Source organism: Oceanisphaera litoralis, assembly GCF_016907015.1.
In the GTDB taxonomy this organism is placed as follows: Bacteria; Pseudomonadota; Gammaproteobacteria; order Enterobacterales; family Aeromonadaceae; genus Oceanimonas; species Oceanimonas litoralis.
This window is the reverse complement of the sequence record NZ_JAFBBE010000001.1, coordinates 103,735-119,269: the sequence shown is the minus strand read 5'-3', so window position 1 is coordinate 119,269 and position 15,535 is coordinate 103,735. Positions and strand designations below refer to the sequence as shown.

Genomic DNA, 15,535 nt, shown 5'->3' with positions numbered 1-15,535 from the left:
TTGTGTCTTGTCGGGCTGATAGCGTTATTCGCTAAAGGCATAAAACACCCATGCCTCCTTAGAGTATTAGCACAAAGAAGAAAATGTTTTGTTGATAAAATGTGAAATATATTGATGAGGCTGGTTTGATACGATGAAACAGGTTGCTTTGTATATAAAGCAACCTGTTGATGCGGATGATAGTGGGAGTCGAGTTGCGGGGCTTAAACCATCGAGCGGCGGGCGCTCAGCAGGCAATGGCTGTGTGGGTGCTGTTTGGCCTGATGCTTGGCATCGCTGGCCAGCGCCGCCACATCATGATGGGACTGGCAGCGTCGATGATCCGGTGCCACTACCCCGATAGCCAGCCCCAGCAGGGGATAAAAGGTCTGCTCGCCCTGGCGGGATCCGGTCTCGATACCTTGTCTCTGCCGGTCTTCATCCGAGTAAAAGTCGAGGATACCCGCATCGAAACGCCGGATAATGGTCTCGCACTGGGCCTGCCAGTCAATGCGGGCGTCCAGCACGGCAACAAAATCATCGCCGCCCACATGGCCGATAAACTGGCCGGCATCGACCAGCACCTCCTGCAACAGCCGGGCCACCCACTGTATGACCTTGTCGCCCTGGGCATAGCCGTAGACATCGTTATAGGGTTTGAAGTTGTTGAGATCGAAATAGGCCACATAAAAGTCCCGCTCTTGTTGCAGTGCCTCGTCGATCTCCCGGTAGATGGGCACATTACCCGGCAGCAGGGTCAGCGGATTGGCATAGCGGGCGTGCAACAGGCGCAGCTCGGTCACGGCACGCAGCAGGCTGCGCACCGACGCCATGCCGTGATAACGGCCCTGGCGGGTGATAATAAAGTGCTGCTGCCCCGACATGTCGTCATCATCGGTGAGCAGGTTGCTGGCCCGCTCCAGGGCGGTCTGCCAGTCGACTACCAAAGGGTGGGTATCCATGGCCTGCCTGACGGCCTTGTTGGCATACAGGGCCCGGCCATAGGAGCCTGAATACAGCTCCATGATCCGCTCGCGGCGCACCATGCCTACCGGCTGCCCGTGCTTGAGTACCGGCAGGGAATGCAGCTTGTCGTTGGCACGCAGCATTTCAAATACCCGGTGCACCGACGTATGGACATCGACGGTGTGACCGGGGCGGGCCAGGGTGGCGATGGTGTCCTTGTGGCGGAGCAACCGGGGCGTGCGGTCGGGCAAAGGGGTCGTTTCGGTGAGCGGAGTAGCCTGTGGTCGCCCCAGGTAATAGCCCTGGCAGTTGTGAATACCCATGCTCTGCAGCTGGTTCATTTCTTCACCGGTTTCGATGCCCTCGGCAATCAGCCGGGACTGCATGCCCCGCGCCAGGGTGATAATGCTCTGCACGAACTCCCGTTTGATGGGGTCCTGATCAAGCTTGTCGATAAAATAACGGTCTATCTTCACGAAGTCGGGCCGCACTTCCGACCACAGCTTGAGCCCGGAATAGCCGGCCCCGAGATCGTCGATGGCGATCAGGAAGCCGCCTTCCCGATAGCGCTGCACCGCCTGTTGCAGGTCTGCCGGATTGTGTATCGGATACTGCTCGGACAGCTCGATCACGATATTTCGGGGGGAAATATCCAGCTTCTCGGCCAGGCGCAGGGTGCAACCCCGGGGATGCTGCCGGTCCAGCAGCACATTGGGGTTGACATTGAGAAACAGGTAACCGTCCATTTCCATCTGGCGGTAGGCGCGCATGGCGGCTTCGCGGCAGGCCAGATCCAGCTCCGACAGCATGCCGACGCGCTTGGCCTCGGCGAACAGATCGGCGGGAAACTCCAGCGGGTGGCCGGCGGGGCCGCGGATCAGTGCCTCATGACCGATCACCTTGCCCTGGCGTGTGTCGACAATGGGCTGGAACAGCGGGCGCAGCCGTCCCTGGACAATCAAGGACGCGAGCGAGTCGGTCAGGTAGGCAAAGGCCGTCATAAGTCACCACTTTCATCAAGACAGCTTTGAGTCTATGCCCACCCCATGAAGATATTGTGACAGCCTTACAGCCTGTCTCTTAGTCACAAGTTTTTATTGACTTCCGCTGACAGGTTGCAGCAGAAAATCGGACAAAGGGCGCAACTCCTCCGACACGCCGTAAACCCATCCATGGGGGCTCAGCCGCGCCATCCGTGGCGCGGATGGTCGGCTGAGCTCCCCCCTTTGTCCTCCCGTTGGCAGCGGAGTGGTCTGTCAGTGGTGGTCACCGACGACTTGGTGCCTAAAAAGAGGCGGCTGGGATAGCCTCAGCCGACCATCACATGACAGGTCAACAAAGGCTCCTGCAATGCTGACACTCCCGCCATCCTTGGCGGTCGGACGTCATGTGCTGAGCGCCGCAGGGATGCGGTTTAGCGTGTCGGAAGAGGCTACTCAGTTGCCTCTGAGCCTATTTTACGGGCTGACAGACTTGTGACTAAGCCTTACAGCTCCCAATCCAGGCAGCACCAGTGGCGCTCCCGGGCAATACGGGCCAGATGCTCGCCCGGATTGATGGCGAAGGGGGTATCGACAAACTCCAGCAGCGGCAGATCGTTCGGCGAGTCGCTGTAGCCATAGCTATGGGTTGGGCTCAATGATTGCTGCTCCAGCCATTCCTGCAGCCGGATCAGCTTGCCTTGCCGGTAGCTGTATACGCCACGGGGGCGGCCGGTATAGACGCCGTCGTCGTGCTCCAGCATGATGCCGATGGCATGATTGACCCCCAGGGCCCGTGCTATGGGCTTGACCAGGTGCTCGCCGGTGGCGGAAATAATCACGATTTCGTGGTTCTGGGACCGATGCCAGGCCAGCCGCGCCCGGGCCTCGGGATACACCAGCGGCAGTATCTCCTGCTCGATAAACTCGTCAACCAGGGGGGCCAGATCCCGAGCTTGCCAGTGCCGGATGGGCGCCAGGGTCAGCGCCATGTAGGCGTCCATGTCCATCCGGCCCTGATAATAGGCGGCCATCAGCTGGCGCTCCTGCTCCAGTATGTCGGCCGGGGCCAGCTTGCGTTGCACCATAAACGCCAGCCACAGGCTGGCGGAATCGCCGGCGATCAGGGTTTCATCCAGATCAAAAATAGCCAGTTGCATCAGGCGACTTCCTTCAGTTCGGTGCGGTTGAATACCAGTTCCAGCGGGCTGCCGGCCGGCAACAGGGCGTCGGCGCCCCGGTTCAGCCGATCCACCGTCAGCAGGCAGTCGGCGGCCTGAATGCGGTAGCGGATCACATTGCCCAGCAATTGGTGACTGGCGACGATGGCCTTGAGCGGGGCACTCATGGCGGGGCCGTAGTCCCGGCCGGGCTCGCGAATATAAATGGACTCGGGGCGAACCGCCAGCCGGCCCTGGATGTCGAGCCCGAGCAGCTGTTTTGCCTGCTCGGGCGTGAGCAGATTGTAGTTGCCCATAAAGCCGGCGGCAAAGTCGTTGGCCGGGCGGGTATAGACCGCCTCGGCGGTACCGGCCTGCACTATCTGCCCTTTGTTCATCACGAACACCCGATCCGACAGGGTCAGCGCTTCTTCCTGATCGTGGGTCACGAACACGGTGGTTAGCTTCAACTGCTGTTGTATGGCACGAATTTGCTCGCGCAGATGCTTGCGGATGGGCGCATCCAGTGCCGACAGCGGCTCGTCCAGCAGCAGGATGCGCGGCCGTACCACCAGCGCCCGGGCCAGGGCGACCCGCTGGCGCTGACCGCCGGACAGGCTGGCGGGGTAATAGCCTTCGCGCCCTTCCAGGCCGACCAGCGCCATCGCCTCGGCCACCCGGCGGCGGATGTCGCCCCGATCGAGCCGTTGCATCTTGAGGCCGAAGGCGATGTTGCCGGCCACCGTCAGGTTGGGAAACAGCGCATAGCTCTGAAACACCATGCCGATGCCCCGCTGTTGTGGCTTGAGCCAGGTGATGTCTTCCCCGGCCACCCGTATCTGTCCCCGATCCGGGGTGGTCAGCCCCGCCAGGCTGCGCAGCAGGGTGGACTTGCCGCAGCCCGAGGGGCCGAGCAGGGTAATGAATTCTCCCTGGCTGATATCGAAACTGATGTTGCTGAACACCGGCGTGTCGTTGAAGGACTTGGTCAGGTTGGCGACTTCCAGATAATGCATCAGGTGCTCCGTTTTTGCAGGCGCAGGGCGAACCAGGTTGCCAGGCCGATAAAGAGGAAATAGGACATCACCATGGCGCTGGTAACGTGGCCGCTGTTGGTGCGTTGGCTGTACAGGTAGACCTGCAGGGTTTCGAAGCGGGTGCCCACCAGCATGTTGGCAAACACGAATTCTCCGAACAGGAAAGAGAAAGACAGAAACAGCGCGGCCAGCAGGCCGTTTCTGATATTGGGCAGCACCAGCTGCAGAAAGGCGCGGGTGGTGCCGGCGCCCAGCAGGTGGGCCGCGTCCATCAGATCCGGCAGTTTGATGGCCTCCAGATTGTTGGCCAGCGCCCGGTACATGAAGGGCAGGCTGATGGTGAAATAGCAGAAGATCAGGATCCAGGGCCCGCCAACCAGGGGCAGGGGGCCGCCGGCATACAGCTGCAGCAGCCCGACCGAGGAGACCACCGGCGGCACCGCGAACGGCAGCAGTATCACCATGTTCATCACGCCTTTCAGCCGGGGAAAATAGTAGAACACCACGAACAGGGTCGGCAGTATCAGCAGCAGGCTGAACAGCAATGCGGCCAGACACACCAGCAGCGAACGACCGAAGGCCGCCAGAAAGCGGCTGTCCGACCAGAGACTCAGATACCAGTCCAGGGTAAAACCGCTGGGCAGTATATGGGCCCCCCACTGGGCGGCCAGGGAATAGACCAGGGTGATGATGATGGGAGCGGCCAGCAGCAGCACCAGGGCGGCGACCGTGAGCCGGGCCGGCAGCGGGGCCCTGGGCGACTTATTCATAACGACTCCGGCCGATGATCCATTGATTGACGGCGGTGACCAGCACCAGCAATACCATCAGCAGCAACGACAGGGCGGCCGCCAGCTGGGGTTCGAGGAAAATGTCCCCCGCTACCAGGGCCGATATCTGTATGGTGACCAGGTTGTAGTTGCTGGTCATCAGCGCAAAGGTACTGGCATAGGCGCCGAGGGCATTGGCCAGCAATATGATAAAGGTGCCCAGCAGCGCCGGCGTCAGCACCGGCAATACCACCCGCAGCCCGTACTGCCAGGGGCGGGCGCCGAGCAGGGCGGCGGCTTCGCGCCAGTCTTTCTGAATGCCGTCGAAGGCCGGATAGAGCAGCAATATGGCCAATGGGATCTGGAAGTAGGTATAGAGGATGATGAGCCCGCTGCGGGAATAGAGGTTGAAGCCCTCGATCAGACCGGCGTCACGCAGCAGCAGGGTGACGGCGCCGTTCATGCCGAGCAGCACGATAAAGGCAAAGGCCAGCGGTACCCCGGAAAAGTTGCTGGCCATGGTGGTAAAGGCCACCACCGCATTCTGGAGCTTGCCCGGCACCTGGCGCAGTGCCGCGGTACCGATCAGCGCAATCAGCAGGCCCAGCAGGCTGGACCAGAGCGCCAGATCGATGCTGTTGCCGAAAGACTGATGATAGAAGGGCGAGTCGAGGATCTCCCTGAAATTGGCCAGACTCCACTCACCGCCGGCCTGAAAGCTGTTGATCAGTACCCACAGGATAGGCGCCAGTTGAAACAGGCCGAACACCACCACAAAAGGCAGCAGCCACAGCAGCGGCAGGCCACGCCGCCAGGCGGCGGGTCTTACAGAGTCGCATTCAGCGTTATGCATCATGGTGACGGTATCATTCATGCCAGCAGCCCCTCGCACTCGGTCTTGTCGTGCGCCGCCCCCAGCAGACTGGCGATGGTGCCGCACAGATCCAGTTGCCGCGGTTGGGCCTGGGCGTCATGGCTGAAGGCGTTGCCGGCCACAAACAGGGGGATGTCCCGCTCTTCCGGCAAAATACCGCTGTGGATGTGATCCCGGTTCATGCCGTGATCGCTGGTGATCAGCACTTGATAGCCTTCATCCAGCCAGCGCGGCAGGTAATCGGCCAGCAGCAGATCGAAACGCCGGGCGCTGTTGCGGTACTGGCGCGAGTCCAGGCCGAACTTGTGGCCGGCATCGTCGGTGTTCATGGGGTGGATCAGCAAAAAGTCCGGGTCGAAGCGGGTTCGGAGTATTTCCGCGTCCTGCAGCAGGTGGCAGTCCGGGTAGTGATCCTGAGAGTAGAACAGGCCGTATTGTATCGGCAGGTCTCTGTTCTGGGTAAAGCGATCCCGCACCGGCTGATAAGGGGCCCGGTTATACAGTTCGCTGACCCAGTGATAGGCCGCCGCCGCCGTGGTCAGCCCTGCCCGGCGTGCCAGCGAGAAAATGCTCTGCTGGTTGCTGAGGCGGGCCATGTCGTTGTTAAGTATGCCGCTGTCCACCGGTCGGGTGCCGGTAAGAATGCATTCGTAAAGGGGGCGGGACACCGCCGGCAGTTCACACTGCATCTTGTAGCCGGTCATGCGACCGGCTTCGCTCAGACCCTGAAGGTAGCCCAGGCAATCCCGGGCAACCTCGTAGGCCAGGCCGTCTATCACGACCAGTATGACCTTGTTCATGTCTTACCTCTGCTGGTGGATCAGCACGGCGGACTGCCACTGGCGGGACAGGGTGCGGGTGCTCTTTTCCCAGGCATCCTGATCGGCAATGGGGCGCGCCGCCGCATACATGTCGTTGGGCAGCAGCTTTTCCTGTACGTCGGCGGGTAGGGTGACGGTGCTGCGGATGGGGCGGGCATAACCCCGGGCCAGGTTGATTTGTCCCGCATCGCTCAGTATGTATTCCCGGGCCAGCTTGGCGGCATTGGGGTGTTTGGCATACTTGTTGATGATGGTGGCGTAGCCGGAAATCAACGAGCCGTCACTGGGGATCACCACGGTAAAGCGGTCGCGGTCGATTTGATCCCGGTAGTTGAGGGCATTGAAGTCCCACAGTATCGCCATTTCCACTTCGCCTTTTTCCAGGTTGGCAATATTGGGATCCACCGGTGACAGACGACCCTGTTTCGCCAGTTCGGCAAACAGGTCCAGGGCCGGTTTGATATTGGACTCGTCCCCGCCCTGGGCAAAGGCGGCGGCCAGCACGGCGCTGTTGGCCTGGGCGGCCACACCGACGTCACCGACCGTGACCTGGTAGTCACCATCCAGCAGATCCTGCCAGGAGGTGGGGGCCTTTGTTACCAGCTCGTTGTTGACGATAAAGGCGATGGTGCCGGTGTAGCCCAGCATCCAGTGGCCGTCCTTGTCCTTGGCCCAGTCGGGGATCTGGTCCCAGGTGGTGGGCTTGTAGGCCTGGGTGACCCCCTGACGCACGGCGATGGGGCCGAAGGCGGCACCCACATCACCGATATCGGCGGTGGCATTGTCTTTTTCGGCGGCGAACTTGGCAATTTCCTGGGCCGAGCTCATGTCGGTATCCTGATGTTGAATGCCGTAGTGTTCACCCAGATCTCGCCAGGTGTCTTTCCAGTTGGCCCAGCTGTCGGGCATGCCGACGCTGTACACCTTGCCTTCGGCGCGGGCCTTGCTTTCCAGCTCGGCGAGGTCGGTGGCCAGCACCGGCGTGGTGCCGAGGGCCAGGGCAAGCAGACTTGAGGTTTTCAGTAGTGTCTTCATCGGTTCCAATCCTCTGGACTAGGTCAGGTTCGAAGCCGATGTTAGAGGGGGTTTGTGACAGTGTTACGACAGTTTTATGGCGATAAAATGTGTTTTTGTCGTATTTTTAGCCATATTTTTACCCATAAAAGATGTCATTTCGCTGTCATGAAGCGAGGTGATACTGGCATGAATCTTGTCTGGACTATTCCAAGAGTATGAGCGAACAACGAACCACACAGGGCGCCGCCATTATTAGGACGCTACGGCAACAACTGACCAGTCAGGCGCTGACCGCCGGCAACAAGCTACCGGCCGAGCGGGAACTGGCAGACTTGTTTGATACCACCCGTATCACGGTGAAAGAGGCACTGCATCACCTGGAGGCGGAAGGGCTGATTTATCGGGAAGAGCGGCGTGGCTGGTTTGTGTCCCGGCCCCGGCTGGTTTACAACCCGGTCAGTCGCTCCCATTTTCATGCGCTGGTCGCCGCGCAACAGCGGGTGGCGGCCACTCGCGTGTTGAGTTGCGAATCGGTGCTGGCCCCAGCCGAACTGGTATCCGAGATGGCGTTGGCGCCGCTTAGCCGGCTGACGCGCATCTGTCGGCTGCGCAGTATTGACCGGCGGCCGGTGCTCTATACCGAGCATTATCTTATCCCCGCGTACTTTCCCGCTATCGACGAGCAGGATCTGAGCCAGTCGCTGACCCGCCTGTATGAGCGTCATTATGGTCTGCATTACGGTCGCTCCCGGTTCGATATCTGCCCCACCGCCGCCCGTGGCGAGGCGGCCCGGGCGCTGAGCCTGGCCGAAGGCAGTCCGGTGCTGGCGGTGACCCGTATCAATTACGACCAACAGGGGCGGATTATTGACTGTGATCGGGAAATCTGGCGTCACGACGCGGTGCGCATTCGCATCGACAGCCATGAATCCGCCTTTTCCGGCTGACCAGTCTTGTTGCCAGCGGAGCAGGAGGCCCGAGGTTGCCGAAAGGTAAAGTTCGTTCATATCACTGTTAATTAAGTAATAAACAACTCACTCATGCTGGATGCAGGCAGAATGACCCTGCATATTTTCTGGTTTTATTTTAATGCTCAGCTCAAGATTTCACCTGAAAACTGTTAACCTGCTCACAAAGTTGACCATCAAGATAAATGAGGAGATGCAGAGTGACCAAGGGGATTGCGCTGTCGGTATTTTCGTCGGTGTTGTTTGCGCTGCTGTACTATTACGCCAGCCTGATGACGCCGCTGAGCGGCGAAGTCGTGTTCGGCTGGCGTATGCTGCTGACCATGCCCTGTGTCGGCCTGTTTCTGCTCTACACCGGTGACTGGCGCTTGGTGGTCTCCCTGTTTTCCCAGCTTAAAAACCGCCCGCTGTTATGGATAGGATTACCCTTGTCGGCCGCCCTGATGGGGGTGCAGCTGTGGATTTTCATGTGGGCACCCATCAACGGACGGGGGTTGCCGGTGTCGCTCGGCTACTTCATGATGCCGCTGGCGCTGGTTCTGATCGGCCGCTTTGTCTATCAGGAGCGGCCGACCCGACTGCAATGGCTGGCGGTGGCCTGCGCCGCCGTGGGCGTGAGCAATGAATTGTGGCAGGCGGGCGGTATTTCCTGGGAAACCCTGGTCGTGGCCATCGGCTATCCGCTGTATTTTGTCTGGCGCCGCTGGCTGGGTAGCGACAACCTCGGCGGCCTCTGGTGTGACATGCTGTTGTTGATCCCCGTCGCGGCCTGGTTTGTCTTCTCGATGGAGGCACCCCTGGCGGCCTTTGGCGAGCGACCCTTGTTGTATCTGCTGGTGGTGGGGCTGGGCATGATCAGCGCCCTGGCGCTGATATGCTACATTCTGGCCAGTCGCCGCCTGACGTTCAGTCTGTTCGGCCTGCTCGGTTATGTAGAGCCGATACTGCTGGTGCTGGTATCGCTGGCGCTGGGCGAGAGCATCGCCGAGGAGGAGTGGCCAACCTACATCGCCATCTGGATAGCGGTGGGCCTGCTGGTGCTGGAAGGGGTGCGCAAGCTGCTGGCGTTTCGGCGCTACCCCTTCCATTAAGTTTTCGAGGCCTCAGGCCTGGCGCCTTACGCCGTTTTGTTCTTTTGTTGCTGCTCCAGCTTGCGCGCCTGCTTCTCGGCCCGGCGTTGCTCGGCATTGGCCACCGCATCGCTGCCGATATGGGCCTGGCCCCGGGCCCGGGCCAGTTGCAGCTGGTGCTCGCGTTCGGCATAACGGCGCTGTTGCTCGGGGGTCTGCTGGTCATGACAGTGCGGGCAGCTCAGGCCGTGCTGGTAGTGCGGGCTTTGCAGATCGTCCGGCGACAGCGGTGCCCGGCAGGCGGAGCACAGCTGATACTGGCCTGGCTGCAGCTGGTGATCTACCGTTACTCGATTGTCGAACACGAAGCACTCGCCCTGCCATAGCGACTCCTGCTCCGGCACTTCTTCCAGGTACTTCAGGATGCCGCCATGCAGGTGGTAGACTTCGTCGAAGCCCTGCTCCTTGAGATAGGCGGTGCTTTTTTCACAGCGAATGCCGCCGGTGCAGAACATGGCGACTTTCTTGTGTCTGGCCGGGTCCAGGTTGTTTTTGACGTACTCGGGAAACTCGCGAAAGCTCTCGGTATTGGGGTTGAGGGCCCCCTTGAAGGTCCCGATGTCCACTTCATAGTCGTTGCGGGTATCCACCAGCACCACGTCCGGATCCGAGATCAGCGCATTCCAGTCTTTGGGGGCCACATAGGTACCCACCACCCGTTTGGGATCTATGCCTTCCACACCCAGGGTCACGATTTCCTTCTTCAGCTTGACCTTGGTGCGATAGAAAGGCTGCTCTTCGCTGAGGGATTCCTTGTAATCGATACCCTTGAAACGGGCGTCGGCATCAAACCAGACCTTGAGCCGGTCGATGGCGGCGCGGGAGCCGGCCACGGTGCCGTTGATGCCCTCACTTGCCAGCAGCAGGGTACCGCGGATCTGTTCGGCTTCCAGCATCGACTGCAGCGGCTCGCGCAGCGCGTCGTGGTGGTCCAGGGTAACGAATTTATAGAGGGCACAAACAACAAACTGAGACATGGTTTCCTCCAGCGCCGGCCATGCGCTGTATCAAGCAAAGATTCGTGGCCACACTCGCAGAGCATGACCTGACAGGGCGCGCATGATAGCAAATTTTTTCGCGGGCCTGCACCCGTGGGTGATGGAGCAGACACAAAAACGGCGCCTGCAGGCGCCGTTGTATAGGCAAGGTTGCGCTTAACCGGCGGCGGGTACCGCGCTGTCGGCTTCGTCATTCCGGTTGAATACCGCTTCGTCGGTCTGGCCCAGCAGCTTGCTGCTGATGGCGCCGGCGGTCATGGAACCATTGACGTTGAGCGCGGTGCGCGCCATGTCGATCAGCGGCTCGATGGAGATAAGCAGGGCGGCCAGCGCCACCGGCATACCCATGATCGGCAGCACTATCAGGGCGGCGAAGGTAGCGCCACCGCCCACACCGGCCACGCCGAAGGAGGCGAGGGTAATGACGCCGACCAGGGTAGCCAGCCACAGCGGATCCAGCACATCGATGCCCATGGTGGGCGCTATCATCACCGCCAGCATGGCAGGGTAGATACCCGCACAGCCGTTCTGGCCTATGGTGGCCCCGAAAGAGGCAGAGAAGTTGGCGATGCTTTCCGGCACACCCAGCTTGTGGGTCTGGGCCTGCACGTTCAGCGGTATGGTGGCGGCGCTGGAGCGGCTGGTAAAGGCGAAGGCCAGTACCGGCCATACCTTGGTGAAGAAGCGTTTGGCATTCACGCCGACAAAGGTCAGCAACAGGCCGTGGATCACGAACATGATGGCGATGGCGAGGTAAGAGGCCAGCAAGAAGCCGCCCAGGCTGATGACATCCTGCAGATTGGAGCCGGCGATGACCTTGGTCATCAATGCCATGACGCCGTAGGGCGTCAGCTTCATCACCAGACGAACCAGGCGCATCACCAGCGCCTGCAAGGCTTCGATGCCGCCGATGACCCGGCGGCCCAGTTCGGGCTCGTCTTTCAGCAGCGACAGGGTGGCCAGACCGAGGAAGACGGCGAAAATCACCACCCCGATAATGGCGGTGGGGCTGGCGCCGGTCATGTCGGCGAAGGGGTTGCGCGGAATAAAGGACACCAGCAACTGCGGCATCGACAGGTTGGCCACGCTGGCTACCCGGGCTTCCAGCTGCTCGGCGCGGGCCAGTTCGCGGGCACCCTGCACCAGATCGGCGGCATTGAGGCCGAAGCTGTGGGTGACAAAGACGCCGACCAGCGCCGAGATGGCGGTGGTAAACAACAAGACACCCAGAGTCAGCACGCTGATCTTGCCGAGCGAGGTGGCGTTGTGCAGACGGGACACGGCGCCGAGAATGGACACCAGCACCAGCGGTATCACTATCATCTGCAGCAGGCGAACGTAACCGCCACCGACCACGTTGACCCATTCCAGGGTGCGGGCAATGGTATTGGCGTCATACAGCGTCTGCATGATGAAACCGGCGGTCACACCGAACACCAGACCGGTCAGCACCTGGCGGGAAAGGGACTGGCCGCGACGGGCCAGTTTACCCAGCAGCACCATCAGTAATAGAAATACCGCCAGATTGAATAACACAATCAGCATAAGGACTCCATGAACATAAAATAATATCGATTGTGGGCGATGCTACCAGTAGATCCGACACAATCGTTAATCGATTTGGTTATGGGTTATGAATAATTGTGTATTAAGTGACAGTAAACTGCTGTGAAAGCATGGAGTTGCATTAAATATAAACAATATGGCAGTAGGCGTAAAAGGGGCAGGGTCCTGTGGTGAACGGTGAACGGTGAACGGAACCCTGCCGAGGAAATTAACGCAGTTGCTTCAGCAGTGTCGCGCTGGCATAACCGTCCGCCACCTGGCCGACAGACTGCTGATAGGCACGGATGGCGCCGATGGTGTTGGGACCAATGACGCCATCGCTCCCTTTGGTATCGAAGCCCCTGGCGGTCAGTCTGCGCTGCAGCTCTTCTTTTTCTGCCCGACTCAGGGCGCGTTCATCCCGGGGCCAGGGGGAGCGGAATTCACTGCCACCGGCCAGTTTGTCGGCCAGATGCCCCACCGCCATGGCATAGGCGGTGGCGTTGTTGTAGCGGCGGATCACCTTGAAGTTGTTGAAGATGGCGAAGGCCGGGCCACGGGCGCCGGCGGGCACCAGTATAGCGGCCTCGCCATGGTCCGGCAGCGGCCGGCCGTTAACGGTGGTGATGCCCAGACTGCGCCAGTAGGCGACCGGCTTGAGGTGGTTCTGATCGGCGGCGGCATAATCAAACCCGGCCGGCAGCCGGATTTCTATCCCCCAGGGGGCACCCTGTTGCCAGCCAAAGCGGGACAGATAGGCCGCGGTGGAGGCGAGGGCATCGGTGGGATCTTCGGACCAGATGTCCCGTTTGCCGTCGCCGGTAAAGTCCTGGGCGTATTCCAGATAGCTGGTGGGCATGAACTGGGTATGGCCCATGGCACCGGCCCAGGAGCCGCGCATTTTTTCGGGGCTGACATCCCCCGCCTGCAGTATCTGCAAGGCCGCGATCAGCTGCGCCTCGGCAAAGGTGCGCCGCCGTCCTTCGAAGGCCAGGGTGGCCAGCCCTTCTATAGTGCCGGTGTTGCCGCGATAGGAGCCGTAGTTGGTTTCCATGCCCCAGATGGACATCACCACCTTGGCATCCACGCCATAGCGTTCTTCTATCGCCTGAAGTGTGGGGTTCAGCGTCTCCCATTTCTGGCGACCGGTACTGACGCGGGTCGCCGAGGTAGCCGTATCCAGATAATCCCAGATTTGTCGGGTAAATTCGGCCTGACCACCGTCCAGCTTGATAACCTGCCGGCTGAGTGATACGCCCTCGAAGGCGCGGTCGAACACCGCAGGCTTGATACCCTTTGCCAGGGCGCGGCGGCGAAAATCATGGCGCCAGGCGGCAAACGCCGCCAGCTCCGCCTGGCTGGTTTGGGCGGCGGTCGCTTGCTGTGGCAGGGCCCCGGTCTGTGGTGCGGTACTGGCCCGACCGGCGCAGCCGCTGAGGGCGGCACCGATCACCAGTGCACTGATATAGCGTCGTTTGAACATGTTTTCCCGTCTGTTGGCGTTATTATTTACAGCGTGACCGGCAGCATATCCCAAGCCCGTAAAAATGAAAGAGCCCCCGGATATTTTACCGCTGCTTGATGCCATGCAATTAAACAATCGAGCTGTTTGATAGCCATACCCATCTCGAACCTTGATCGTCACCCTCGCGAAGGCGGGGGTCCAGTTTCTTTGCAAACGGTTCGCAGACGGACAGTTCTGGGCCACAGGTCCTGGATTCCCGCCTTCGCGGGAATGACGACAGAACCACCTGCTATACGGGATTACTTAAAGTGTCGCCTGTTGGTGCTATCTGTGTATAACCCGGTATTCAAAAGGCGATAACAGAGAACGCCGAAGGGACTTAACGGCGGGCCGCCCTGGCCAGCAGTTCGCAGACCTCACTGTCACTGGTCTGGCCGAAGTCGTCGTAGAACTGGCCGACCGAGCCGAAGTCGTCACTCATGATCAGGGCGATAAACTCGTCCGCCAGGGCGTTAATCCGTGCCGCCGCCTCGGTGGAGCCGACCGGTACCGCCACGCCGATATGAGCCGGCGCCTGCTTGCGCACCGCCCGTATTGCCGCTTCCATGGTGGCCCCGGTAGCCAGGCCATCGTCCACCAGCAGCACATGGGCGCCAGCCAACGCAAGCGGTGCGGACTGGCCGCGATAGAGCTGTTCCCGGCGTTGCAATTCGGCCTGCTCGCGCCGGATGACGGCATCGATGTCGGACTGACCGATATCGGCATACCGGGTGATGCCGGGGTTGAGTATCATGATATCGCCCGAGGCGATGGCGCCCATGGCCAGCTCCGGATGCCCGGGGTAGCCAAGCTTGCGTACCAGCAGCACATCGAGCGGCGCACCCAGAGCCTTCGCCACTTCAAACGCCACCGGTACCCCGCCGCGGGGCAGGCCCAATACCTGCAAATCGGGTACATCGCGATAATGCAGCACCAGCCTGGCCAGTGCCTGGCCGGCGGCGCGTCGGTTGGGAAAAGACGACAATTTCATGCTCCTGCTCAGACTCATGACCTAACAATAGCAAAACAAGCAAAACACCCGGATTAATCCGGCAGGGCAGGCAGATAGTGGCGCCGAGCTTTGATATCATCGACTTCACGAGGACCTCACGAGCCGGCGTTAATGGCGCGAGCTGCGGTTGCAGTGCCCGGGCTTGCCCGGGCGCATTGCCAAACACTGACGAGACTGTCAGACGAATATTCTGTCGGAGCTGTTATGTATCTGATGAGAGATTTTAAGGAAACCGACCTCAGCAGCCTGGAGTTGATCTATCACGATGCGGTGATGGAGCAGGGGCGGCGAGGCTACAGTGATGCACAGGTATCGTTATGGGCGTCATTCCCCTATCTGTACCCCACCGACTTCAGAACCCTGGTGCAGACCGGTTATACCCGGGTCATGGCGTTTTATCAGATACCGGTGGCCTTTGCGACCCTGTATCCCGATGATCACCTGGCGCTCTTGTACGTGCTGGCCGGTCATGCCGGGCGCGGCCTGGCCGGACGGCTGTGTGATGACATAGAACAGGAGTCCGCTCGTCGTGGCGTGGCCCGTTTGCGCACCGATGCCAGCCTGCTGTCTCGACCCGTATTCGAGCAGCGCGGATACCGGCTGATAGATCAACATCTGGTAGTGAGGGCGGACCAGCAATTTACCCGCTTTGTCATGGAAAAAGCATTGCCCTTGCAGACCGTCTGAATACTGGCGTCAGCCAGACGTTTGCCGCAGAATAGCGGCACCCCCGCCGAGGGGCGATTTCATTTATTCCGGGGTAGGAGATCACCA

At 60.3% G+C, this 15,535-nt stretch carries 14 protein-coding genes; 3 read left to right on the top strand and 11 right to left on the bottom strand.

Annotated elements, in window-relative coordinates:
- Nucleotides 1-203: 203 nt before the first annotated feature.
- From HNR62_RS00520 to HNR62_RS00490, 7 genes are all read right to left on the bottom strand, one after another.
- Complete coding sequence (locus HNR62_RS00520) at nucleotides 204-1,946, bottom strand: GGDEF domain-containing protein (protein ID WP_204794141.1); 1,743 nt, start codon at nucleotides 1,944-1,946, stop codon at nucleotides 204-206.
- A 485-nt stretch (nucleotides 1,947-2,431) separates the two neighbouring features.
- On the bottom strand, nucleotides 2,432-3,085 hold the full coding sequence (locus HNR62_RS00515; protein WP_204794140.1) for an HAD family hydrolase: 654 nt from the start codon (nucleotides 3,083-3,085) through the stop codon (nucleotides 2,432-2,434).
- Nucleotides 3,085-4,101 carry an ABC transporter ATP-binding protein gene (locus tag HNR62_RS00510; RefSeq protein WP_204794139.1) on the bottom strand — a complete coding sequence of 339 codons (1,017 nt, stop codon included), beginning with the start codon at nucleotides 4,099-4,101 and terminating at the stop codon, nucleotides 3,085-3,087. The genes HNR62_RS00515 and HNR62_RS00510 overlap by 1 nt, the downstream gene beginning before the upstream one ends.
- A complete protein-coding gene (locus tag HNR62_RS00505) occupies nucleotides 4,101-4,892 on the bottom strand; it encodes an ABC transporter permease (RefSeq protein WP_204794138.1) in 792 nt (263 codons plus the stop codon). Before HNR62_RS00505 ends, HNR62_RS00510 begins: the two co-directional genes overlap by 1 nt.
- Nucleotides 4,885-5,748 carry an ABC transporter permease gene (locus tag HNR62_RS00500; protein ID WP_239552511.1) on the bottom strand — a complete coding sequence of 288 codons (864 nt, stop codon included), beginning with the start codon at nucleotides 5,746-5,748 and terminating at the stop codon, nucleotides 4,885-4,887. Before HNR62_RS00500 ends, HNR62_RS00505 begins: the two co-directional genes overlap by 8 nt.
- Before the next feature lie 14 nt (nucleotides 5,749-5,762).
- Complete coding sequence (locus HNR62_RS00495) at nucleotides 5,763-6,566, bottom strand: alkaline phosphatase family protein (protein ID WP_204794136.1); 804 nt, start codon at nucleotides 6,564-6,566, stop codon at nucleotides 5,763-5,765.
- 3 nt (nucleotides 6,567-6,569) lie between these two features.
- The gene (locus HNR62_RS00490) at nucleotides 6,570-7,622 is read right to left on the bottom strand and encodes an ABC transporter substrate-binding protein (protein WP_204794135.1); all 1,053 of its coding nucleotides are present in this window, start codon (nucleotides 7,620-7,622) and stop codon (nucleotides 6,570-6,572) included.
- Nucleotides 7,623-7,819: 197 nt separating this feature from the next.
- Here HNR62_RS00490 and HNR62_RS00485 point away from each other — a divergent pair, with 197 nt between their 5' ends.
- Nucleotides 7,820-8,551 carry a UTRA domain-containing protein gene (locus HNR62_RS00485; protein WP_204794134.1) on the top strand — a complete coding sequence of 244 codons (732 nt, stop codon included), beginning with the start codon at nucleotides 7,820-7,822 and terminating at the stop codon, nucleotides 8,549-8,551.
- Between the two features lie 221 nt (nucleotides 8,552-8,772).
- Nucleotides 8,773-9,663 (top strand): EamA family transporter RarD, encoded by an 891-nt coding sequence (rarD, locus tag HNR62_RS00480; RefSeq protein ID WP_204794133.1) that lies wholly within the window; start codon nucleotides 8,773-8,775, stop codon nucleotides 9,661-9,663.
- 26 nt (nucleotides 9,664-9,689) lie between these two features.
- On the opposite strand, the gene trhO is transcribed toward rarD, so the two are convergent.
- From trhO to HNR62_RS00460, 4 genes are all read right to left on the bottom strand, one after another.
- The gene (trhO, locus tag HNR62_RS00475) at nucleotides 9,690-10,679 is read right to left on the bottom strand and encodes an oxygen-dependent tRNA uridine(34) hydroxylase TrhO (RefSeq protein ID WP_204794132.1); all 990 of its coding nucleotides are present in this window, start codon (nucleotides 10,677-10,679) and stop codon (nucleotides 9,690-9,692) included.
- 177 nt (nucleotides 10,680-10,856) lie between these two features.
- Nucleotides 10,857-12,245, bottom strand: coding sequence for an L-cystine transporter (locus tag HNR62_RS00470; RefSeq protein ID WP_204794131.1), 1,389 nt, complete (start codon nucleotides 12,243-12,245; stop codon nucleotides 10,857-10,859).
- Between the two features lie 229 nt (nucleotides 12,246-12,474).
- Nucleotides 12,475-13,728 carry a lytic murein transglycosylase gene (locus HNR62_RS00465; RefSeq protein ID WP_204794130.1) on the bottom strand — a complete coding sequence of 418 codons (1,254 nt, stop codon included), beginning with the start codon at nucleotides 13,726-13,728 and terminating at the stop codon, nucleotides 12,475-12,477.
- Nucleotides 13,729-14,089: 361 nt separating this feature from the next.
- Nucleotides 14,090-14,740 (bottom strand): phosphoribosyltransferase, encoded by a 651-nt coding sequence (locus tag HNR62_RS00460; RefSeq protein ID WP_204794129.1) that lies wholly within the window; start codon nucleotides 14,738-14,740, stop codon nucleotides 14,090-14,092.
- Nucleotides 14,741-14,965: 225 nt separating this feature from the next.
- Between HNR62_RS00460 and HNR62_RS00455 the strand changes: the two genes are divergently transcribed.
- On the top strand, nucleotides 14,966-15,448 hold the full coding sequence (locus HNR62_RS00455; protein ID WP_204794128.1) for a GNAT family N-acetyltransferase: 483 nt from the start codon (nucleotides 14,966-14,968) through the stop codon (nucleotides 15,446-15,448).
- The last annotated feature ends 87 nt before the right edge of the window (nucleotides 15,449-15,535 follow it).

Coding starts and splice junctions, on each gene's coding strand:
- HNR62_RS00515 (WP_204794140.1), bottom strand. CDS start 3,085: ATGCAACTGGCTATTTTTGATCTGGATGAAACCCTGATCGCCGGCGAT.
- HNR62_RS00500 (WP_239552511.1), bottom strand. CDS start 5,748: ATGATGCATAACGCTGAATGCGACTCTGTAAGACCCGCCGCCTGGCGG.
- HNR62_RS00520 (WP_204794141.1), bottom strand. CDS start 1,946: ATGACGGCCTTTGCCTACCTGACCGACTCGCTCGCGTCCTTGATTGTC.
- trhO (WP_204794132.1), bottom strand. CDS start 10,679: ATGTCTCAGTTTGTTGTTTGTGCCCTCTATAAATTCGTTACCCTGGAC.
- HNR62_RS00465 (WP_204794130.1), bottom strand. CDS start 13,728: ATGTTCAAACGACGCTATATCAGTGCACTGGTGATCGGTGCCGCCCTC.
- HNR62_RS00490 (WP_204794135.1), bottom strand. CDS start 7,622: ATGAAGACACTACTGAAAACCTCAAGTCTGCTTGCCCTGGCCCTCGGC.
- HNR62_RS00495 (WP_204794136.1), bottom strand. CDS start 6,566: ATGAACAAGGTCATACTGGTCGTGATAGACGGCCTGGCCTACGAGGTT.
- HNR62_RS00485 (WP_204794134.1), top strand. CDS start 7,820: ATGAGCGAACAACGAACCACACAGGGCGCCGCCATTATTAGGACGCTA.
- HNR62_RS00505 (WP_204794138.1), bottom strand. CDS start 4,892: ATGAATAAGTCGCCCAGGGCCCCGCTGCCGGCCCGGCTCACGGTCGCC.
- HNR62_RS00510 (WP_204794139.1), bottom strand. CDS start 4,101: ATGCATTATCTGGAAGTCGCCAACCTGACCAAGTCCTTCAACGACACG.
- HNR62_RS00460 (WP_204794129.1), bottom strand. CDS start 14,740: ATGAAATTGTCGTCTTTTCCCAACCGACGCGCCGCCGGCCAGGCACTG.
- HNR62_RS00455 (WP_204794128.1), top strand. CDS start 14,966: ATGTATCTGATGAGAGATTTTAAGGAAACCGACCTCAGCAGCCTGGAG.
- HNR62_RS00470 (WP_204794131.1), bottom strand. CDS start 12,245: ATGCTGATTGTGTTATTCAATCTGGCGGTATTTCTATTACTGATGGTG.